The following is a 22009-nucleotide window of genomic DNA, read 5'->3' on the forward strand; positions in this document are numbered from 1 at the left end:
CGACGCCGAGACAGATGCTGCCGGCCGACCGTCTGTATCTGCCTGCTCCTTGCCCGGCAATCAACCGGACGGACGAGGTCGGCCGCCGTCAGGCCTTTTTGCCGCGGCGGAAATCGCGGCGGCGGCCCTTGGGCGCCGGTTTGGGCGCCAGTTCCGGCATCTCGGCCTGAACCTCGCGGTAGCGTGTTAACAGCCGTTCAAAACTCGCATGCAGCGTCTCGGCGATATCGGGCCGCCGTTCGAGGCCGGCGAGAATCGTCGCGGCCGCCTCGATGGTCGAGAGGCCGTCCTTGCGCGGCTCGCGGCGCAACCGCCCATAGCGCGACGGATGCGCCGGGTTGAGGATCACGCGCTGGCATTTCAGCATCCAGGGATTGCGCCACCACAGCGCCTTGGCCTGGCTCCAGGTGCCGTCGAGCAGCACCACGCCTTCGAGCTTGCCGAGGATCGCGCGCTGGTTCTCGGCGATCTCGCCCTTGCGGTTGAGCGCGACGATCTCGCCCTCGGCGTCGAGATCAGCCGCACGCGCCGAACCGAGATAGAGCACGGCCCAGCGTGCGGCGTTCTCGATCGGACGGCCGAGCGCCTTGGACAGGCTCGGCCAGGACAGGCCGACCCGCACCGTCGCATCGGCGAAGTGCTTGGCCAGCAGCCGCGCTGTGCCGAGCGCCCTGTCCTGCTCCTGCGGATGCTGGAGGACCAGGAGCGACAAGCGGTTCTCGATCGGCGTGACGCTGTCGCAGATGCACAGCGGCATCGGCTTCTGGCAATGCGGGCATTCGGGAATAGGTTCGGGCGCGGCGGCCGTCGGTTCAGCTGGGTTCGACATGGTCGCCGCTATACGCCCCGCGCGGCGCTTCAACAACCTATTCCGCAGGTGCCGGCAGTGGCTGCGGCTCTGAGCGCCGCCGCAGGCGATCGATCAGGAGGTAGATCACGGGTGTCGTGTACAATGTCAGGATCTGCGAGACGAACAGGCCGCCGATGATGGTGATGCCGAGCGGGCGCCGCAGCTCCGTGCCCGGCCCGGTTGCGATCACCAGCGGAATACCGGCGAACAGCGCCGCCATGGTCGTCATCAGGATCGGGCGGAAGCGCGCCTGGCAGGCCTCGAAGATCGCCTCGGCCGAGGACAGGCCGCGCTGGCGCTCGGCATCGAGCGCGAAGTCGACCATCATGATGCCGTTCTTCTTGACGATGCCGATCAGCAGGATGATGCCGACAAAGGCGATCACCGTCAGCGGCGTGTTGGTGATTTGCAGCGCCAGCAGCGCGCCGAGCCCGGCCGAGGGCAATGTCGAAATGATGGTGAGCGGGTGCGCAAGGCTCTCATAGAGTACGCCGAGCACGATATACATCGCCACCAGCGCACCGAGGATCAACAGCGGCTGCCGCCCGCTGGTTTTGGCAAAATCGCCGGCATTGCCGTCGAAAGAGCCGCGGATTCCCTCGGGCATGTGCAGCTCGTCCACCGCGCGCTGGATGTTTTGGGTGGCGGCCTGGAGCGGCACGTCCGGCAGCAGGTTGAACGACACCGTGGTCGAGGGCACCGACTGCGAATGAAACACCGCGAGTGCTGCGAGCCCGCGCGTCGCATGCACCACAGCCGACAGCGGCACCTGGGTGTCGTTGGCGCCGGCGACATAGATGCGCTCGAGATTGGACGGATCGACCTGGAATTTCGGGTCGATCTCCAGCACGATCATGTACTGGTTGCGCTGGGTGTAGATGATCGAGATCTGCCGCTGCGAGAAGGCGTTGTTCAGCGCATTGTCGATGTCCTGGACCCGGACGCCGAGCATCGCCGCCTTCTGGCGGTCGATGTTCAGCGTCAGCTGAAGCCCGCCGGGATCGCGATCGCTGGAGATGTCGGTGATGCCCTCGACCGTCTCCATGCGCTTGGCCACGATCGGTGCCCATTGCTGTAACAGCCCGAGATCGGTCGAGGCGAGCGTGTACTGGTAGTCGGAATCGCTCTGCCGGCCGCCGGCGCGCACGTCCTGGGCGGCGAACATGAAGAGCCGGATGCCAGGCACCGGGAACAGCGCGCGCCTGAGACGGTCGATCACGACCTGGGTCGAGACGTGGTCGCGCTCCTCCGGCGGCTTCAGGCTGATGAACATGGTGCCGCGGTTCGAGGTCGCAGCGCCCGGGCCCCCGCCGCCGCTGCCGACCGTCGAGCCGATGCCGGCAACGGCCGGATCCTGCATCACGATGTCCGCAAGCCGTTGCTGGAGGTTCAGCATCGACTGGAACGAGATGTCGGCCGAGGCGCGCGTCGCGCCGATAACGAAACCGGAATCGTCGGTCGGGAAATAGCCCTTGGGCACCTTGATGTAGAGCATCACCGTCAGCCCGATGGTGGCGAAGAACACCAAAAGCGTCAGCAGCGGAAACTCCAGCGCCGCGCTCAAGGTGCGGGCATAGAACGCGACGATGCGCGACAGCGAGCCTTCGATAATGCGGTCGAACAGCGTGGCCGACCCAGAGGTCGTCTGCCGGATGTAGTGCGCGCAAATCATCGGCGTGACCGTCAGCGACACCAGCGTCGAGACCACGATCGCGAAGGTCAGCGTCAGCGAGAATTCGCGCAAGAGGCGGCCGACGATGCCGTCCATGAAGATCAGCGGCGTGAACGCCGCGATCAGCGACAGGCTGATCGAAACGACCGTGAAGCCGATCTGCCTGGCGCCCTCCAGCGCCGCCTGCATCGGCCGCATGCCATGCTCGAGATTGCGGAACATGTTCTCGATCATGACGATGGCGTCGTCGACCACGAAGCCGACGGAGATCGCGAGCGCCATCAGCGACAGATTGTCGATCGAGAAGCCCGCGACCCACATCCCGGCACAGGTGCCGGCCAGCGCCAACGGCACCGAGATGCCGGCCGCGATCGTCGGCGTCACGCGGCGCAGGAACACGAACACCACCACCATCACCAGGACGGCGGTCGCGAGCAAGGTCCATTGCATGTCCATCACGCTGGCGCGGATCGTGCTGGTGCGATCGACCAGGGTGGAGACGTCGACGCCGGCGGGAATCCACTGCTTCAGCTCGGGGATCAGCGCCTTGACCCGGTCGACGGTGTCGATGACGTTGGCATCGCCCTGCTTGGTGATCTGGATCAGCACGGCCGGTTGCTTGTTGAACCAGGCGATCGAGCGGGCGTTGCGGACGGAATCCTCGATATCGGCGACATCGGAGAGCCGGACGAAATTGCCGTTCGAGCTCTTGATGACGATGTCGCGGAATTCCTTGGCCGTGCGCATCTGCTTGTTCAGCGACAGCGTCTCGCTCTGCCGCTCGCCGTTGAAGATGCCGACGGGGCCGAGCGGGTTGGCGTTGATGATCGCGGTGCGGACGTCGTCGGTCGCGATCCCCGCATTCGACAGCGCCACCGGATTGAGCTGGATCCGCACCGCCGGCTGGTCGGCACCCGACACCGTTACGTCGCCGACACCCGGCACCTGCGAGATGCGCTGGGCGAGCACGGTATCGGCGACGTCATAGATGGCGCTTGCCGACAGCGTCTTCGAGGTCAGCGCCAGCACGAAGACCGGCGCGCCGGCCGTGTTGGCCTTGCGGAAGCGCGGCAGCGCCGGCAGGTCGCTCGGCAGGTCGACCAGGGCGGCGTTGATCGCGGCCTGCACGTCGCGCGCGGCCTTGTCGATGTTTCGGCCGATGTCGAACTGGAGCTGGATGTTGGCGACGCCGAGCGACGACGTCGAGGTGATCTGGTTGATGCCCGCGATCTCGCCGAGCCGCCGCTCCAGCGGTGCGGCGACAGTCGCCGCCATCACCGACGGATCGGCGCCGGGACGGCTGGCCGAGACGAAGATGGCGGGGAAGTCGACGTTCGGGACCGAGGCGACGGGCAGGAACTCGTAGGCGACGCCGCCCAGCAAAAACAGACCGATCGACAGCAGCGTGGTCGCGACCGGACGGCGGATGAAGGGCTCCGAGATCGATGCCATCACTGCATCCCCTCGGTTGCGCCGGCCGCGGGCGGCGCCTCGGGCGTCGGCGGCGGCAGCGCCTGCTCGAGGCGGCGGTTGATGCGGTCGAGCGCGAGGTAGATCACGGGCGTGGTGTAGAGCGTCAACAGCTGGCTGAGCAGCAGGCCGCCGATGATGGAGATGCCGAGCGGGAAGCGCAGCTCGGCGCCGGTGCCGCTCTCGATCGCGAGCGGCAGCGCGCCGAACAACGCCGCCAGCGTCGTCATCATGATCGGACGGAAGCGCAACAGACAGGCCTGCACGATCGCCTCATGCGCCGGCATGCCCTGCCCGCGCTCGGCTTCCAGCGCGAAGTCGATCATCATGATCGCGTTCTTCTTGACGATGCCCATTAAGAGGATGATGCCGATCAGGCCGATGACGGACAGATCTTGCCCGCACAGGATCAGCGCCACGATCGCGCCGACGCCGGCCGAGGGCAGCGTCGACAAGATGGTGATCGGGTGGATGTAGCTCTCATAGAGCACGCCGAGCACGATGTAGATCGTGATCACGGCCGCAAGCAGCAGCCAGGGCTGGCCGGCGAGCGCCTTGGCGAACTCGGCGGCATCGCCTGCATAGACGCCGACGATGCTGTTGGGCATCTCGATGCGGGTCTCGATCGCCTTCACCGCCTCGACAGCGTCGCCGAGCGCTGCGCCCTTCGCGAGGTTGAAGCTGAGCGAGATCGCGGGGAATTGCGCCTGATGCGAGATCGCCAGCGGCGCCGTGGTGCGTTTCAGCGTCGCCACCGCGTCGAGCGGCACCTGGGCGTTCGGCGCGCCGGCGGTCGCACTCGCCCCGCCCGGCAGATAGAGCTTTGACAGGATCGAGGGATCGCGCTGGTACATCGGCAGCGCTTCCAGCACCACGCGGTACTGGTTGGCCTGGCCGTAGATGGTCGAGATCTGCCTCTGGGCAAAGGCGTCGTTGAGCGTGTCGGTGATGGCCTGGAGGCTAACGCCGAGCTGGCCGGCGCGGGTGCGGTCGACCTCGAGCTGCGCGCGCAGGCCGCCTTCCTGCGCCTCTGAGGAGACGTCACGGAACAATGGATCGTTCCGCATTTCCGCAACCAGCTTGCGCGCCCATTCCGAGACCATCGCCGCATCGGTGCCGGTCAGCGTGTACTGGTACTGCGAGCGGCTCGACTGGGTCGAGATCTGCACGTCCTGCACCGGCTGGAAGTAGACGGTCATGCCGGGAATGCTCGCCACCTTCTCCTTCAGCCGGCTGATGACCACGCTGACATCATCGCGCCGCTCGCCGCGCGGCTTCAGCGTCATGACGAGACGGCCGACATTGGTGGTCGGGTTGACTGAGCCTGCGCCGATCACGGAGACCACGCCGGTTACGTCAGGGTCGGCCTTGATGGCGTCGGCAGCCTCAGCCTGACGTTTCTGCATCTCGGCGAACGACACGTCCGGTCCCGCCTCGGTCACCGCCGTGATCGAGGCGGTGTCCTGGAGCGGCAGAAAACCCTTTGGCGCGACGACGTAGAGAGCGAGGGTGGCAATGAGCGTGGCAAAGGTGACGACCAGCGTGGCGCGCTGGTGCTCCAGGACCACGAGCAGCGTCCGGTGGTAGAACGCGACGGTACGGTCGATGAAGCGGCTGATGGCTGCAAGCCCCGGCACGGCCAACTCTTCATGGGCGTGCTTGAGCAGACGCGAGCACATCATCGGCGTCAGCGTCAGCGACACCACGGCCGAGGTCACGACCGCGATGGTCAGCGTCAGCGCGAATTCTCGGAACATGCGGCCGACCAGGCCCGACATGAACAGCAGCGGGATGAACACCGCGATCAGCGACACCGTCAGCGAGATCACGGTGAAGCCGATTTCGCTTGCGCCCTTCAACGAGGCCTGCATCGCGCTGTCGCCATTCTCCATATGGCGGACGATGTTCTCGATCATCACGATGGCGTCGTCGACGACGAAGCCGGTGCCGATGGTCAGCGCCATCAGCGACAGATTGTCGAGGCTGAAGCCGGCAAAATACATGATGCCGAAGCTCGTGATCAGCGACAGCGGCAGCGCCACGCCCGCGATCAGCGTGGCGCGCAGCGAGCGCAGGAACAACAGCACGACGAGTGTCACCAGCACGACGCTCAGGATCAGCGTGAACTGCACATCGTGGACCGAAGCACGAATGGTGACGGTGCGGTCGGAGACGATGGTCAGGTGCACGCCCGCCGGAATCGCGCGCTGGACCTTGGGAATCTCGGCCCGGATCTGGCTGACGACGTCGATCACATTGGCGCCGGGCTGGCGCTGGATGTCGAGGATGACGGCCGGTGTGCCCTGGTACCAGCCGCCGGTGCGGTCGTTCTCGAGACCGTCGACGATCTGGGCGACATCGCCGATCGTGACCGGCGAGCCGTTGCGGTAGGCGATGATGATGGGCCGGTAGGCGTCGGCTGCGGCGATCTGGTCGTTGGCTGCGATGATGTAGGATTGCTGGGCGCCGTCGAGCGACCCCTTCGGTCCGGAGACGTTGGCGTTGGAGATGGCGGCGCGCAGATCCTCCATCGCGATGCCGTAGGCCGCGAGCCGTGCCAGGTCCGCCTGCACGCGCACGGCCGGCTTCAGCCCGCCGAGCACGGAGACCCGCCCGACGCCCGAGATCTGGCTCAGCCGCTGCGCCAATAGCGTGTCTGCGATGTCGCTCATCGCCCGCAGCGAGATGGTGTCCGAGCGCAGCGCCAGTGTCATCACCGGTGCGTCGGCCGGGTTCACCTTGGCGTAGGTCGGCGGATAAGGCAGCGTCTTGGGCAGAACGCCGGCGGCGGCGTTGATCGCGGCCTGGACATCCTGGGTGGCGCCGTCGATGTCGCGGTTGAGGTCGAACTGAAGCGAGATCTGGCTGACGCCGAACGAGCTCGTCGAGTTCATCGCCGACAGCGACGGGATCTGCCCAAGCTGGCGCTCCAGGGGCGCGGTGATCAGCGAGGCGATCACGTCGGGGCTCGCGCCGGGCAGCTGCGTCGTCACCTGCACGGTCGGAAAGTCGACCTGCGGCAGCGCCGAAACCGGCAACGCGAAATAGCCGAGCGCGCCGCCGATCAGCAATGCGATGCCGAGCAACGAGGTCGCAATGGGACGGCGGATGAAGGGTTCGGAGACACCCATGGGAGTTGGCCTGCCGTTTCAGACGGCTGTTGTCGGGATCATGGCTGCTTCGCTCCACTTCCCGATGAGTTAGCCCCCTGTGCCGGTGCCGGTCCGGTCTGGCCCTTCTGGTCGCCCTCGCCGTCGATGCGCTTGGCGCGGCGCTCCTGGCCGTCCTTGCCGCCGTCCTTTTGCCCATCCTTCTGGCCGTCCTTGGCCTGGCCGCCCTTCTGGCCGTCGCCCTGCGGCGCGCGCGTCCGCTTGCGCGGGGCGAGGTCGGCCGACGGCGTCTGCTCGTCGCGGCCGACGATGACCTTGGAGCCGTCGGACAGGTTGGCGAAGCCGGTCGTCACGACCCGGTCGTCCGGTGACAGGCCGCTGGCGATCACGGCGTCATGCTCGTTCTGCTGCGTCACGGTCACGGGCTTGGCCGAGGCGACATTGTCAGCGCCGATCACATAGCTGAAGGTGCCGATCGGTCCGCGCTGCACGGCCGACGTCGGCACCACCAGCGCCTGCATCAGCGTCTCAACCTTGAGGCGGACATTGACGAACTGGCCGGGCCAGAGCTGGTAGTGGGCGTTGGGGAATTCCGCCTTGAGCTTGAGCGTGCCGGTGGTCTGGTCGACCTGGTTGTCGATGCCGGTCAGCTTGCCGGTGTCGATCACGGTGACGCCGTCATTACCGAACACGTCGACCGCCAGCGCGCCTTTGGCGGCGGCCGCGTTGACCCGCATGATCTGCTGCTGCGGCAGGCTGAACCACACAGCGATCGGCTGCAATTGCGTGATTACCACGAGGCCGGTGGTGTCGGAGGCGTGGATGATGTTGCCCTGGTCGACCTGACGCAGGCCGACGCGGCCTGTGAGCGGCGCCACGATCTTAGTGTAGCTCAGCGTCGCCGCTGCATTGTCGATCGCGGCCTGGTCGGCTTTGACCAGCGCCTCGGTCTGCGCGACCGCCGCGCGCTGGGTATCGGCCTGCTGCTTGGAGCCGGCATTGGAGGCGGCGAGCTGCTCGTAGCGCGTGAGATCAATGCGCTGGTTGGCGAGCTGGGCCTGGTCCTGCGCTTTCTTGGCGACGGCCTGGTCATAGGTCGCCTGATAGAGCGCGGGATCGATCTCGCCGAGCACGTCGCCCTTCTTGACGTCCTGGCCTTCGGTGAAATTGACCGCGATCAGCTTGCCGTCGACCTGCGAGCGCACGGTCACGGTATTGAGCGCGCGGATCGCGCCGACGCCGTCGAGATAGACCGGCACGTCCTGGATGCGGGGCGTTGCCGCGAGCACCGGCACCGGCAGATCGGGGCGCTGGTTGCGATTGTTCGCCTGCGGCTGCTGATGCATGACGATCCAGCCGATGTAGCCGAGGCCGCCGAGGATCGCGAGCGTGATCAGGGTCATGACGAAGCCGCGCCCGCGCGATTTTTTCGCGGTCACCTGCTTCGCATCATCTTTCTTGTCCGGCTTAAAGAGCATTGACCGGTTTCTCCATGCGCGGCTCCCAGCCGCCGCCGAGCGCCTGATACAGGCTGACGATGGCAAGAAGGCGAGCGAGTTGCGCCTGCGACAGCGCATCTTCCGCCGTAAACAGGGTCAGTTGGGTGTTGAGCACGGTCACGATGTCCGCGGTGCCGGCGCGCAATTGCTGCTCCGACAGATCGAAGGCGCGCCGCGAGGCGGCGACGACATCACGCTGCAATTGCAGCTTGATCGTGGTCTGCCTGATCGAGAACAGCGCATTGTCGACGTCGGTGAAGGCCTGGACGATGGTCTTGCGGTAGGTCTGGAGCAATTCGTCCTGGCGCGCCTTGGCATATTCAAAATTGCCAAGGATCTTGCCGCCGTCGAAGATCGGCTGGGTCGCGCTGCCGACGAGCTGGAAGAACGCCGCATGCGGCTGGAACAGCGAGATCAGCGCCGAGCTCTGGTAGCCGCCGTTGCCGGTCAGCTGGATGGTCGGGAAGAATTGCGCCCGGGCATTGCCGATGTTCGCCGTGGCGGAGGCGAGCTGCGCCTCCTGCCGGCGGATGTCAGGCCGCTGGGTCAAAAGCTCCGACGGCAGGCCGGGCGTCACCCGGGGGATCGCGATGCCGTTCAGCGAGCCGCCGAGCACGCGCACGCTTTCCGGCGGCCGCGACACCAGCACGGCGAGCGCGTTGACGTTCTGGTCGAGCGTCTGGCGCAGCGGCGGCACCAGGGCTTTCTGGTTCGCCAGCACGCTCTCCTGCTGGGCGACGTCGAGATCGGTGCCCGTCCCCGCCTTGCGGCGCTCGCGGACCGCATCGAGGATACGCTGCGCGCTCGCAATGTTGCGCTGTGAGGTCCTGATCCGATCCTGTGACGCCAGCACCTGGAAATAGGCATTGGCGACACTGGCGAGGGTCGTCAGCGCGACCGTGTCGCGGTCGAAGCGGTTGGCATTCGCTGTTTCCTCCGCCGTTTGCAGCGCATCGCGGTTCTGGCCCCAGAAGTCGAGCTGGTAGCTCGCGCTCAGCGAGGCCTGGTAGTTGACGACCTCACGGCCGCCATTGGTGAGGCCGGAGGATGAGGAGCCGGAGGTGCGCGAATAGGTCTCCTGCCCGCCGCCCGACAGGCTCGGCAGCAGGGCGGCGCCCGCCTGCCGCGCCTGGGCGTCGGCCTCGACGATGCGCGAGACGGCGGCGGCGATGTCGAGATTGACGGTCTGCGCTTCTTCCATCAATTGCGTCAACTCCGCAGAGCGGAAGCCGCGCCACCAATCCAGCGACGGCGGCGCGTCGGCCTTGCCGACATATTTATACTGCGTGGGGACATCGAGCGCCGGATCGGGAAGGTCTTGGGTCAGCACACAGGCGCCCGAGCTCGTCGCAAGGCAGAGCACCGCGAGCCAGCGTGCGACGCCCGGCTTCCGGGACGTAGAACCATGGGATCGCCCCGTGGCGACCGCCGGAACCGGCTCTGTCACATCCACCCCCTGCCGGACAGGCCGAACCGCCACCGCGCGCCCGGATTATCCGATTCGCGGCGTGGCAGTTGGGTGGCTTTGTCGAACTCGTTCACAGCGGTGATGCTTTCTGCGGAGCCTGACATTCATCCTAGCCGGGCGCGGAACTGCGGGACAGTCCCGCACCTGCGAAAGGCACCCTCGAAAGCGCCGATATCCCGACCCTGAAAATACGAGAAATGACTGTCTTGCAAGGGTTTCTCTCCTTCTCGAAACGTCCGGAAACCGGGGCAAGCTTACCAAGATTTCATGTGATATTGTCGCCACAGTCGCGCCAGAGCCAGCCGGCCCGCCACGCGCTCCCCTGAAACCTGCGCCGCAACGCACCGTAGCTTCTCCCACACAAGGCAGGGACGCTTACACATGCGCATTGCGGTCATCGGAACGGGCATCGCCGGCAACGCGGCGGCCTGGACGCTTTCACAGCGCTATCCGGTGACGGTCTATGACCGCGAGCTGCGCCCCGGCGGCCACAGCCACACCGTCAGCATCGACTATCTGGGCACGCCGGTCGCCGTCGACATCGGCTTCATCGTCTATAACGAGCTCAACTATCCCGATCTCACGGCGATGTTCGCCCATCTCGGCGTCGAGACTTTGGCGAGCTGCATGAGCTTCTCCGTCTCCGCCGATGGCGGCCGGTTCGAATGGCGCGGTGGCGACAGTGAATGGTGGGCGACAGGCGCAGGCCTGTTTGCGCAGGCCAGCAACCTGCTCTCGCCGTCCTACATCCGCATGCTCACGGACATCCCCAGGTTCGGCCGGCAAAGCGTCGACGATTTGCGCAGCGGCCGCCTCGCCGGACTAACGCTGGGAGACTATTTTCAGCAACGAGGTTTCGCGAAACGGCTGCTCACCGACTATCTCGCGCCGATGGGGGCTGCGATCTGGTCGGCACCTGCGAGCGAGATGCTCGACTTCCCGGCCGAGAATTTCATCGCCTTCTTCGACAACCATCGCCTGCTGCATTACGACCGACCGGTCTGGCGTACGGTCAAGGGCGGCAGCCAGCGCTATGTCGAGCGGCTCCAGGCCGCGTTCAAGGATCGCATCCGGCTCGGCTGTGCAGTGACGTCGGTGGAGCGAACCGCACACGGCGTCGTGGTCCATGACAGTCACGGCCGCCACGAGAGCTTTGATCATGTGGTGATCGCGGCCCACAGCGACCAGGCGCTTGCCATGCTGTCCGACGCGGACAAGCGCGAACGCGACATCCTCGGCGCCATCGGTTATGCCCCGAACAGGGTCTACCTGCATCGCGATATCAGGCTGATGCCGAAGCGGCGCCGCGCCTGGGCGTGCTGGAATTTCCTGCGCTGGCAGCGCGAGGGCTCGGCGCTCAACGACGTTGCCGTCACCTACTGGATGAACCGGCTCCAGGGCATCGATGCCGACAAGCCGCTGTTCGTCAGCCTCAATCCACCGTTCGAGCCCGCGCCCGAGCTGACATTCGGCCAATATCTCTGCGAGCATCCGCAGTACAATGCGGCGGCCTTTGCCGCGCAAAAGCGGCTGGGCGAAATCCAGGGCGCGCGCCGCACTTGGTTCTGCGGCGCCTGGACCGGCTACGGCTTTCACGAGGACGGCCTGTGCTCCGGTCTTGCGGTCGCCGAGGCGCTCGGCGCCACCGCGCCGTGGCGCGAGGCACCGGTCGCGCTGGCGGAGGCCGCGGAGTAGCGCAATGGCGACGACAGCTTTGCCCATAACCGACGCTGCCGCCCTCTATTTCGGCGACGTCATGCATGCGCGGCTGAAGCCGATCGGCCATCGCTTCCGCTATCGCGTCATGAGTCTCCTGATTGATCTCGACCGGCTCAACGAGGCCGACCGGCAATCGGCGCTGTTCGGCGTCAACCGCACCGCGCTCTACAGCTTCCACGAGAAGGACCATGGCCCGCGCGACGGCTCTTCGCTGAAGGCCTATGCGCTACGCTGCGCTGCGGCGCACGGTATCGACCTCGCCGGCGGCCGGGTCGAGCTGCTCTGCTATCCTCGCCTGCTCGGCTACGGCTTCAATCCGCTCTCGGTCTATTTTTGCCATCGCGACAACGGCGAGCTGGCGCTGGCGATCTACGAGGTGCGCAACACCTTTGGCGAATTTCACCCTTACATCCTGCCGGTGCGACCGGGGGAATGGAGCGATGCGGGCCTCCGGCAGCAGCAGGACAAGCTGTTCTATGTCTCACCCTTCCTGCCGATGGCGATGCGCTATCATTTCCGCGTCCAGCCGCCATCCGGCACGGTCAGGCTGCGCATCCTGGAGACCGACCGCGACGGTCCGTTGCTGGCGGCGACCTTCAACGGCCGCCGCCGGGCGCTCACCTCCCGGGCCCTGCTGCGATCGTTCTTCGCACTGCCGCTCGTGAGCCTCAAGGTGATGGCGGCGATCCACTGGGAGGCGTTGCGGCTCTGGCTGAAGGGTGCGCGGCCGGTGCCACGACCGAATGCCGCAGCGCAGCCTGCGAGCGAAACCACCTTGGCGTCGGGCAAATCGCGCGCCTATATTATTCGTCGCTGACCGGTTTGCGGGGCGCGCCGTGGTCCAGCGATATGAGGCGGGATGGGCGCGCCTGGCACGCGGTCGGACAGTATCCGTTCAGTCAATGGATCCGCCGATGTCGAATGCCATTTCGGTGACGCCCGATAATGTGGAGACAGCGCTCGCTGACCTGCCGCGCCTCGTCCGCCTTGCGCTTACTTTCGGCTCCAGGCTGCGGCGCGGCACGCTCGACGTCATTCTGCCGGATGCGCGCGTGGTCCGCCTTGGCGGGCAAGAGCCCGGCCCGGCCGCGATCATGCGGCTGCACAATTACGGTTTTGCCGCGCGCCTGATCAACGGTGGCGATATCGGGATCGCGGAAGCCTATCTCGCCGGCGACTGGGATACGCCGGACCTCACGCAGTTTCTCTACCTGTTTTGCGTCAACCACGATCTGATCCAGGCCATGCTGCGCGACAAGCCGCTGATGCGGTTCGTGCAGATGGTGCGGCACTGGTTCAACCGCAACACCCGCCGCCAGGCGCGGCGTAACATCCACGCCCATTACGACATCGGCAATGCGTTCTACTCGGCCTGGCTCGATCCCAGCATGACCTATTCCTCGGCTCTGTTCGAGGAGACGACCACCGATCTCACGTCAGCCCAGACCAACAAATATCGCCGCCTCGCCGAGGCGCTCGATTTGAAGCCGGGTCAGAAGCTGCTCGAGATCGGCTGTGGCTGGGGCGGCTTTGCGGAATTTGCCGCAAAGACGTTCGGCACGCGCGTGGTCGGATTGACGATCTCGACCGAGCAGCGCGACTTTGCACAGAGGCGCATCCATGAGGCAGGCCTCGCCGACAAGGTCGAGATCCGCCTCCAGGATTATCGCGACGAGCGCGACCGCTACGACCGCATCGCCTCGATCGAGATGATCGAGGCGGTCGGCGAGCAGTTCTGGCCGCGCTATTTCGCACAATTGCGTGACCGGCTGCTGCCTGGCGGGCTTGCCGGCATCCAGGCCATCACCATCCAGGACAAGCACTTCCAGAGCTATCGGCGCGAGGTCGACTTCATCCAGCGCTACGTCTTTCCAGGCGGCATGCTGCCCTCGCCTGCCGTGCTCAAGTCGCTCGGCGAGAGGTTCGGTGTGCCCGTCATCCGCGAGCGCATCTTCGGGCAAGATTATGCCAAGACGCTTGCGACCTGGCGAAATAATTTTCGCGCGGCCTGGCCAGGTCTCGTTCCGCTCGGATTCGACGACCGATTCCGGCGGCTGTGGGAATACTATCTTTCCTACTGCGAGGCCGGATTCCTGTCCGGCAATATCGACGTCCGGCAAGTCATCTTCGCAAAGCAGCAATAAGAGTTTGCGCCCTCGGCTTGTGTGGTCCGCCACCCTACTTTAGGGTCGGCGCCCACGACATAACCAGCCGGTAATTGCCTGACATGACCATCAAAAACGACGTTGTCGAAGCCATCGGCAACACCCCGCTCATCAAGCTGAAGCGCGCGTCGGAATTGACCGGCTGCACCATTCTCGGCAAGGCCGAGTTCATGAATCCCGGCCAGTCGGTCAAGGACCGCGCCGGCAAATGGATGATCCTGGAGGCCGAGAAGCGCGGTGAGCTCAAGCCCGGCGGTCTCGTCGTGGAAGCGACCGCCGGCAACACCGGCATTGGCCTTGCGGTCGTCGCAAGCGCGCGCGGCTACCGCACGCTGATCGTGATCCCGGAGACGCAGAGCCAGGAGAAGAAGGATTTTCTGAAGCTGTGCGGCGCCGAGCTGATCGAGGTGCCGGCGCTGCCTTACGCCAATCCCAACAACTACCAGCACGTCGGCCGCCGCCTCGCTGACGAGCTGCGCAAGACCGAGCCCAGCGGCGTGCTGTTCGCCGACCAGTGGAACAATCTCGACAACGCCAAGGCGCATTACGACTCCACCGGGCCGGAGATCTGGGAGCAGACCGGCGGCAAGGTCGACGGCTTCGTCTGCTCGGTCGGCAGCGGCGGCACGCTGGCCGGCACCAGCCGCTATCTGAAAGAGAAGAACAAGAACATCCGGATCGCCTGTGCGGACCCGCACGGCGCCGGCATGTTCGAATATTTCAGGACCGGCGACCCCAAGGCCACGCCCGGCGGCTCGATTACCGAAGGCATCGGCCTCAACCGGGCAACCGCGATCGTCGAGAGCGCCAAGGTCGACGACGCCTATCTCATTCCCGACGCCGAAGCGGTGACGGTGATCTACGAATTGCTCCAGCACGAGGGCCTCTGCCTCGGCGGCTCGACCGGCATCAACATCGTGGGCGCGATGCGGCTGGCAAAGCAGCTCGGGCCGGGCAGGACGATCGTCACCGTGCTCTGCGATTCCGGCAGCCGCTATCAGTCAAAGCTGTTCAACGCGGATTTCATGCGCGCCAAGAATCTTCCAGTGCCGGAATGGCTGGAGAAGCGCAGCAACATCAAGCCGCCGTTCGTCTAGTCGCCGCGGGGCGTACTAGCTCCAGGTCGGCCGCGGCGCGCCCTGCGACACGCGCGCGAGGCGTTCACTCGACATCGACGGCTTGTTGGCGGCGCGCGCAGGCGGCTGGAACGGATTGTTGTAAGAGCCCTCGCTGCCGGCACTCGGCCAGAACGTGAGCGCGAGCATCAGTCCGAGATTGACGATCCCGCCGACCATCGTGCCCTGATGCTCCTGGCCGATCGCCCAGGCCGGAAACCGCCCCGCGGCGACGTGATCGACGATCATGAGCGCGAACCAGGCCGGGATCACGCAGACCGGGTCCCAGCCGATGTCGCGGATGCGCATGGATTGCAGCGTGAACGTCGCGAGCCCGAAGAAGACGATCGCGGCGATGATGGCCCAGTTCTTCATGAGGTCTTCCGGCCGCACCGCAGCGGGTGAGCTGGTGCGCAGCGAGGCCATCGCGATCGCAAAGCAAATCGCGGTCATCACAATCGCCAGCGCGACCGAGGCGAGAAAGAACTGCAAGCGCCCGAGGCGGGCATTGAAGCCGAACAGAAAACCGAGCATTGACGCACCCTTTTTCGGCCATATGCGCGGCAATAGCTTTCGGACGCGTGAAGCGGCGGGGCGTCGCTGGCGGCATGGTTTCATGCTCGCGGCGGAATTGCCTAAAATTTTAGGTATCGGCCCGGACTTGCAGACCGTCGTAGGATGGGCAAAGCGAAAGCGTGCCCCACCATGCCTATCGAGGTCGCCGAAAGGTGGTGGGCACGGCGCAAGGGCGCCTTTGTCCGGATCATCGCAGGATCTGGCTCAGGAACAGCTTCGAGCGCGCGTGCTGCGGGTTGGCAAAGAATTCGCTCGGCGTGTTGGCCTCGATGATCTGGCCGGCGTCCATGAAGACCACGCGGTTGGCGACTTCCTTGGCAAAGCCCATCTCGTGGGTGACCACCAGCATCGTCATGCCCTCTTCGGCGAGGTCGACCATGGTGTCGAGCACCTCCTTGACCATCTCGGGGTCGAGTGCCGAGGTCGGCTCGTCGAACAGCATCACCTTCGGGTTCATGGTCAGCGCGCGGGCGATCGCGACGCGCTGCTGCTGGCCGCCCGACATCTGCCCCGGAAACTTGTTGGCCTGGTGCGGAATCTTGACCCGCTCCAGAAATTTCATCGCGGTCGCTTCGGCGTCCTTCTTGGGGATGTTGCGTACCCAGATCGGCGCCAGCGTGCAATTGTCCAGCACCGTCAGATGCGGGAACAGGTTGAAGCTCTGGAACACCATGCCGACCTCGCGGCGCACCGCGTCGACATGCTTGAGGTTCGGGCCGAGCTCGATGCCGTCAACGACGATCTCGCCCTCCTGGAATTCCTCCAGCGCATTGATGCAGCGGATCAGGGTCGACTTGCCCGAGCCCGAGGGGCCGCAGATCACGATGCGCTCGCCTTTCTCGACCTCGAGGTCGATGTCCCGCAGCACGTGAAATTCGCCGTACCATTTGTTGAGGCCGGAAATGTTGACGATGGGACTATTGGACATGGTGAGCTCGATCAGTTGCGGCGGTGGGCGTTGAGACGGCGCTCGACGAACAACGAGTAGCGCGACATTCCAAAGCAGAACAGGAAGTAGATGATGCCGGCGAAGGCGAATCCGGTGAACGCGGTCGACGGCGTCGACCATTTCGGGTCGGAGAATGACGCACGTAACGAGCCCAGGAGGTCGAACAGCGCCACGATCGAGACCAGCGAAGTGTCCTTGAACAGCGAGATGAAGCTGTTGACGAGGTTCGGAATGACGTGGCGGAGCGCCTGCGGCAGCACGATCAGCGACGTCGTCTTCCACCAGGACAGCCCAAGCGCCGCAGCTGCCTCCCCCTGCCCGCGCGGTATCGCAGCCAAGCCGCCGCGGACGTTCTCGGCCTGATAAGCGCCGGTGAACAGCGCGATGCCGATCAGCGCGCGCACCAGACCGTCGACCGAGAAATTGCCGGGCAGGAACAGGGGCAGCATGTAGGTGGCGAAGAACAGCACGGTGATCAGCGGCACGCCGCGCCAGAATTCGATGAAGGCGATCGAGAAGATCCGGATCAGCGGGATCGAGGCGCGGCGGCCAAGCGCGAGCGCAATGCCGATCGGCAGCGAGGTGACGATCCCGGTCACGGAAACCACCAGCGTCACCAAGAGGCCACCCCACAAATTCGTGGCGACGATCGGCAGCCCGCCATGGTCGAGCCCCATCAGCTTGATGACGATGGCAATGGCGACGAAGGTAGCGATGGTCGCTGCGAGCGCGCGTCCGCCGCTGCGGACGCCGCCGCCGAGAACGAAGGCGATCAGGGAAACAACCGCGGCGGTGATGGCGAAATCGACCCAAACCGGCTGGCCCGTCACCTGGATCTGGTCGCGCAGCCAGGTCAGCGGGAAGATCAGCCAATGGATCGCGGTGCCGAGCAGCAGGATGAGGTTGCCGACGACCCAGAGCAATGGCGCAACGGCCGAATTCTTGCTGAGACTGAGCAGGACCTGGCCAGCGCTGCCGATACTCTCGTCGAATAATTGCAGCAGGCCGGCGGTCCAGCTCAGGCCGAAGCCGGTGATGCCGCCGCCATGCAGCAGGAAGAATGCGACCACCGGAAAGGCGAAGAAAAACAGCCCGGCGTTCAGTCCCTTCGCCGGCAGGCGCGGGATCAGGAGCGGCAGCAGCAGAACCGCCGCAAGGATGAGTGACAGGTCGACCCGCCAGCGCTCGGCCTCGGGATAGAAGCCGTAAATCAGCTGCGGCAGCTTGGCCTGGATATAGGGCCAGCAGGCCCCCACCGCAAATCCGGCGTTCTCGGCGAGGCAGGCGGTGCGGTCGCTGCCGCGCCAGACCGCATCGACAATCAGGAACCTGACGGACGGAATGATCGTGAACCAGAGCAGCAAGGCGCCGACGATCGTCAGCAGAATGTTGGTCGGCGAATTGAACAGGCGGGTGCGCAACAGGCCGATGAATCCCGTGGTCTTCACCGGCGCCGGACGCTCGGCGACCAGATCCTGACGGACGAAGGATGACGCAGTGATGTCGGTCATGCGCCAAGCCTTTTCATGCTCCAAGACTCCGGCTGAGGCGCCAACCGTAGATGCTCATGACGCCGCTGGTGATCAGCGAGATGAGGAGGTAGACGCCCATCGTCATGGCGATGATCTCGATCGCCTGCCCGGTCTGGCTCAGCGAGGTGCCGGCAAACACCGAGACCAGGTCAGGATAACCGATCGCGACCGCCAACGAGGAATTCTTGGTGAGGTTGAGGTACTGGTTGGTTAGCGGCGGCACGATCACGCGCATCGCCTGCGGCACCACAATGAGCCGCAACGTGGTGCCGCGGCTCAGGCCGAGCGAGGATCCCGCCTCCATCTGCCCCTTGTGGACCGACAGGATGCCGGCGCGCACGATTTCGGCAATGAAGGAGGCCGTATAGGTCGAAAGCGCCAACGTCAGCGCCACGAATTCCGGGATGATCCGCGAGCCGCCGGCGAAATTGAAACCCTTGAGCTGCGGCAGCTCGAAGGTGAAGGGCAGACCGAACGCCAGTATCGTGACGAGCGGCAGCCCGACAACGAGGCCCAGCACATAAGGCCAGATGCGGATCATCCGACCGTACAGGAACAGCGCCCGCCGCGCATAGACGCGCAACGCCAGCGCGGCGACGATTCCGATCGCCAGCACCACCAGGAACGGCTCGAGCCCGGCCTGGCCGATCGGCTGCGGAATGACCAGTCCGCGATTGCTGATGAAGGCGATGCCGAGCAGCGAAATGCTCTGCCGCGGATTAGGGAGCGCCGCAAGCACCGCGAGGTACCAGAACAGGATCTGGAACAGTAGCGGCAGGTTGCGGATGAGCTCGACATAGATCTCGCCGACGCGCGCCAGCAGCCAGTTGGGCGACAGCCTGCACAACGCGATGATGAATCCGATCACGGTGGCGAACACGATGCCCACCACCGAGACCACGAGCGTGTTGAGGAGCCCCACCACGAACACCCGGAAGAAGGTATCGGAGCCGGTGTAGGGGATCAGCGTCTGGTTGACGTCGAATCCGGCATTGTTCCGCAAGAAACCGAAGCCAGCGGCAATGTGCTGGTTCTCGAGGTTGGCGCGGGCGTTGGAGATGATCTCGTAGGCGATCCAGCCCAGCACCGCTGCAAAGGCAAACTGGACGGCGACGCCGTTCCAGCCTGCCTTGCCACCCAGAACACGCCTGATCTTCAGCGTGAGCTGGAGCGGCGGTTTACGAGCCTCGATGCTCATTGCCGTCAGCCTGCGGATCGCGCGGGATCAGCGGATCGGCGGCGCGTACTGAAGACCACCCTTGTTCCAGAGATTGTTGAGACCGCGGCTGATCGCGAGCGGCGAGCCGGCGCCGACATTGCGGTCGAACATCTCGCCGTAATTGCCTTCCGCCTTCACGATCCGGACCACCCAGTCCTTGGTCACGCCGAGCTGTTCGCCGAAATTGCCGTCGGAGCCGAGGACGCGTTTGAGCTCCGGATTTTCCATCTTGGCCTTCTCGTCCACGTTCTTCGAGGTGATGCCGAGCTCCTCGGCGGTGACCATCGCGTACAGCGTCCATTTCACGAGGTCGAACCACTGGTCATCACCGTGGCGCACCATAGGGCCGAGCGGCTCCTTCGAGATGATCTCGGGGAGAACCATGTGGTCGTTGGGATTGGCGAGCTTCAAGCGGTTGGCGTAGAGGCCCGACTGGTCGGTGGTGAAGACGTCGCAGCGTCCGGCCTCATAGGCCTTGACGGTTTCGTCGTTGGTGCCGAACGCGATCACCTCATACTTCATGTTGTTGGCCTTGAAGTAGTCGGCGAGGTTCTGCTCGGTGGTGGTGCCGGTCTGCACGCAGACCGAGGCGCTGTTGAGCTCGAGCGCGGAGTTCACCTTGAGCGACTTCTTCACCATGAAGCCCTGCCCGTCATAATAGGTCACGCCGGTGAAATTGGCGCCGAGCCCGGTATCGCGCGAGATGGTCCAGGTGGTGTTGCGCGAGAGCACGTCGATCTCGCCGGATTGCAGCGCGGTGAAGCGATCCTTGGCCGAGGTCGGCACGAATTTGACCTTGGTCGGATCGTTGAAGATGGCGGCCGCGATGGCGCGGCAGACGTCGACATCGAGGCCGGTCCAGTTGCCCTTGTCGTCGGGTGCCGAGAAGCCAGGCAGGCCCTGGCTGACGCCGCAGGACAGCATGCCGCGGTCCTTGACGGTCTTGAGCGTTTGCGCATCGGCGGCTTGGGCGGTGAAGCCGGCGGCGAGAGCGAGAGTGAGAGCCAGGGTTACGCGTTTCATGGGCTGAAGGCCTTTCAAAGTCGTCTCAAGGTCGGGAACATTGTCTCAGGATCGTCTCTGCCAGGAAGATTGCCTTGCAAGAGTCATGCTGGAAACCTTGCCGCACACCCGCCGATGCCTGGAGGCCATACCTTAATCCCCGCCGCATGCGCCCGCCTTGACGGCTGTGACGCAAAGTCCAGTCAGACGATGGATCGAAGGTCGCGGCAGGCCCCTCAACATGCGGCGACTGAATAGCACCTGCGCATCACAGAACGACTGGCGAGCCGGGTCAAGGGGTTGACGGGACTCTTCTGTATTCTGTTATTAACGTCCGCGGCCTCCGGCCGGCCCGCAGGGCGCAATGCGCGCCCGGCGGAAACGCGGTTTTGAAAGCAGACGCATGGATTCCTCGCACCCCTCCGAGCAGCACGCCGAGACCCGGCTGGTCACCTCCGGCCGCGACACCAAGGCGCAGAAGGGGTTCGTCAATCCGCCGGTGTTCCACGGCTCGACCGTGCTCTATCCGACCGCCGAGGACCTGCATGCCCATCGCGGCGAGTTCACCTATGGCCGCCACGGCACTCCGACGACCCGGGCGTTCCAGGACACGCTGATGGCGCTGGAGGGGCCGCAATGCGCCGGCGTCGGCATCGTCCCGTCGGGCCTGTCGGCGATCTCGACCACCCTGCTCTCGGTGCTGAAGACCGGCGACCACATCCTGGTTTGCGACAACGTCTACCGGCCCTCGCGCAATTTCTGCAACGGCATGCTCGCCCGCTACGGCGTCGAGACCAGCTATTTCGATCCGATGATCGGCGCCGGCATCGACAAGCTGTTCAAGCCCAACACCCGCGCGGTGCTGGTCGAGGCGCCGGGCTCGCAATCGTTCGAGATGCCTGACATCCGCGCCATCGCCGAGGTCGCACATGCGCGCGGCGCGCTGGTCATCGACGACAACACCTGGGCGACGCCGCTCTTTCACCGCTCGCTCGAGCAGGGCGTCGACATCAGCATGCAGGCCGCCACCAAATATATCGGCGGCCATTCCGACATCATGTTCGGCACCATCTCGGCCAATGCCAAGGCGTGGCCGCAAATCGTCGAAGGCATCCGTCTGCTCGGCGTCTGCGCCGGTCCGGATGACGTCTTCCTCGCGCTGCGCGGCCTGCGCACGCTGTCGGTGCGGCTGGCGCAGCATCATCGCTCCGGCCTCGAGATGGCGCGCTGGCTCGCGAGCCGTCCCGAGGTCGCGCGCGTGCTGCATCCGGGGCTGGAGACCGATCCGGGCCACGCGATCTGGAAACGCGATTTCACCGGGGCCTCGGGCCTGTTCAGCATCGTGCTGAAGCCCGCGCCGCAGACGGCGGTCGACGCCATGCTCAACACGCTCAAGCTGTTCGGCATGGGTTTTTCCTGGGGCGGCTTCGAGAGCCTCGCGATTCCCTTCGATTGCAACGCCTACCGCACGGCGACGAAGTGGGCGCCGGGCGGCCCGACGCTGCGACTGCATATCGGCCTCGAGAGCACCGACGATCTCAAGGCCGATCTCGATCGCGGCCTTACGGTGCTGAAGGCGAGTTCCTGAAACGGACCCGTCCGCACTGATCCGGTTTCTATCGACGGCTCGCCGGGTGTGACATATAGGTAGCTATTGCGTGTT

Annotated in this window: 15 protein-coding genes; 5 read left to right on the forward strand and 10 right to left on the reverse strand. The window is 65.2% G+C overall.

Annotated features, from left to right (window positions below):
- Window positions 1–88: 88 nt before the first annotated feature.
- Genes IC761_RS18560 through IC761_RS18580 form a run of 5 tightly spaced genes read right to left on the reverse strand, consistent with a single transcriptional unit; the run spans window position 89 to window position 10054 of the window.
- Window positions 89–829 carry a tRNA-uridine aminocarboxypropyltransferase gene (locus tag IC761_RS18560; protein ID WP_195798101.1) on the reverse strand — a complete coding sequence of 247 codons (741 nt, stop codon included), beginning with the start codon at window positions 827–829 and terminating at the stop codon, window positions 89–91.
- A gap of 37 nt (window positions 830–866) precedes the next feature.
- Window positions 867–3974: an efflux RND transporter permease subunit gene (locus IC761_RS18565; protein WP_195798102.1), complete on the reverse strand. Its 3108-nt coding sequence runs from the start codon at window positions 3972–3974 to the stop codon at window positions 867–869.
- Entirely contained in the window at window positions 3974–7123 is a 3150-nt protein-coding gene (locus IC761_RS18570) for an efflux RND transporter permease subunit (RefSeq protein WP_195798103.1), read from the reverse strand. The genes IC761_RS18565 and IC761_RS18570 overlap by 1 nt, the downstream gene beginning before the upstream one ends.
- Before the next feature lie 38 nt (window positions 7124–7161).
- Window positions 7162–8580 carry an efflux RND transporter periplasmic adaptor subunit gene (locus IC761_RS18575; RefSeq protein WP_195798104.1) on the reverse strand — a complete coding sequence of 473 codons (1419 nt, stop codon included), beginning with the start codon at window positions 8578–8580 and terminating at the stop codon, window positions 7162–7164.
- Window positions 8570–10054, reverse strand: coding sequence for an efflux transporter outer membrane subunit (locus IC761_RS18580; protein ID WP_195798105.1), 1485 nt, complete (start codon window positions 10052–10054; stop codon window positions 8570–8572). Before IC761_RS18580 ends, IC761_RS18575 begins: the two co-directional genes overlap by 11 nt.
- A 396-nt stretch (window positions 10055–10450) precedes the next feature.
- Here IC761_RS18580 and IC761_RS18585 point away from each other — a divergent pair, with 396 nt between their 5' ends.
- The 4 genes from IC761_RS18585 (at window position 10451) to IC761_RS18600 (ending at window position 15050) form a co-directional block, all read left to right on the forward strand.
- Complete coding sequence (locus IC761_RS18585; protein ID WP_195798106.1) at window positions 10451–11764, forward strand: NAD(P)/FAD-dependent oxidoreductase; 1314 nt, start codon at window positions 10451–10453, stop codon at window positions 11762–11764.
- Window positions 11765–11768: 4 nt separating this feature from the next.
- Complete coding sequence (locus tag IC761_RS18590; RefSeq protein ID WP_195798107.1) at window positions 11769–12605, forward strand: DUF1365 domain-containing protein; 837 nt, start codon at window positions 11769–11771, stop codon at window positions 12603–12605.
- Window positions 12606–12702: 97 nt separating this feature from the next.
- Window positions 12703–13932, forward strand: a complete 1230-nt coding sequence (locus IC761_RS18595) for an SAM-dependent methyltransferase (protein ID WP_195798108.1) — start codon at window positions 12703–12705, stop codon at window positions 13930–13932.
- Window positions 13933–14015: 83 nt separating this feature from the next.
- A complete protein-coding gene (locus IC761_RS18600; protein WP_195798109.1) occupies window positions 14016–15050 on the forward strand; it encodes a cysteine synthase A in 1035 nt (344 codons plus the stop codon).
- A 15-nt stretch (window positions 15051–15065) separates the two neighbouring features.
- On the opposite strand, the gene IC761_RS18605 is transcribed toward IC761_RS18600, so the two are convergent.
- From IC761_RS18605 to IC761_RS18625, 5 genes are all read right to left on the reverse strand, one after another.
- The gene (locus tag IC761_RS18605; RefSeq protein WP_195798110.1) at window positions 15066–15602 is read right to left on the reverse strand and encodes a DUF805 domain-containing protein; all 537 of its coding nucleotides are present in this window, start codon (window positions 15600–15602) and stop codon (window positions 15066–15068) included.
- 229 nt (window positions 15603–15831) lie between these two features.
- Window positions 15832–16572, reverse strand: coding sequence for an amino acid ABC transporter ATP-binding protein (locus tag IC761_RS18610; RefSeq protein WP_195798111.1), 741 nt, complete (start codon window positions 16570–16572; stop codon window positions 15832–15834).
- A gap of 11 nt (window positions 16573–16583) precedes the next feature.
- The gene (locus IC761_RS18615) at window positions 16584–18104 is read right to left on the reverse strand and encodes an amino acid ABC transporter permease (RefSeq protein ID WP_195798112.1); all 1521 of its coding nucleotides are present in this window, start codon (window positions 18102–18104) and stop codon (window positions 16584–16586) included.
- Between the two features lie 13 nt (window positions 18105–18117).
- The gene (locus IC761_RS18620; protein WP_195798113.1) at window positions 18118–19323 is read right to left on the reverse strand and encodes an amino acid ABC transporter permease; all 1206 of its coding nucleotides are present in this window, start codon (window positions 19321–19323) and stop codon (window positions 18118–18120) included.
- 27 nt (window positions 19324–19350) lie between these two features.
- Window positions 19351–20367, reverse strand: a complete 1017-nt coding sequence (locus tag IC761_RS18625) for an amino acid ABC transporter substrate-binding protein (protein WP_195798114.1) — start codon at window positions 20365–20367, stop codon at window positions 19351–19353.
- Window positions 20368–20749: 382 nt separating this feature from the next.
- Between IC761_RS18625 and metC the strand changes: the two genes are divergently transcribed.
- Entirely contained in the window at window positions 20750–21934 is a 1185-nt protein-coding gene (gene metC, locus IC761_RS18630) for a cystathionine beta-lyase (protein ID WP_195798115.1), read from the forward strand.
- The last annotated feature ends 75 nt before the right edge of the window (window positions 21935–22009 follow it).

It is taken from the genome of Bradyrhizobium commune, assembly GCF_015624505.1.
In the GTDB taxonomy this organism is placed as follows: domain Bacteria; phylum Pseudomonadota; class Alphaproteobacteria; order Rhizobiales; family Xanthobacteraceae; genus Bradyrhizobium; species Bradyrhizobium commune.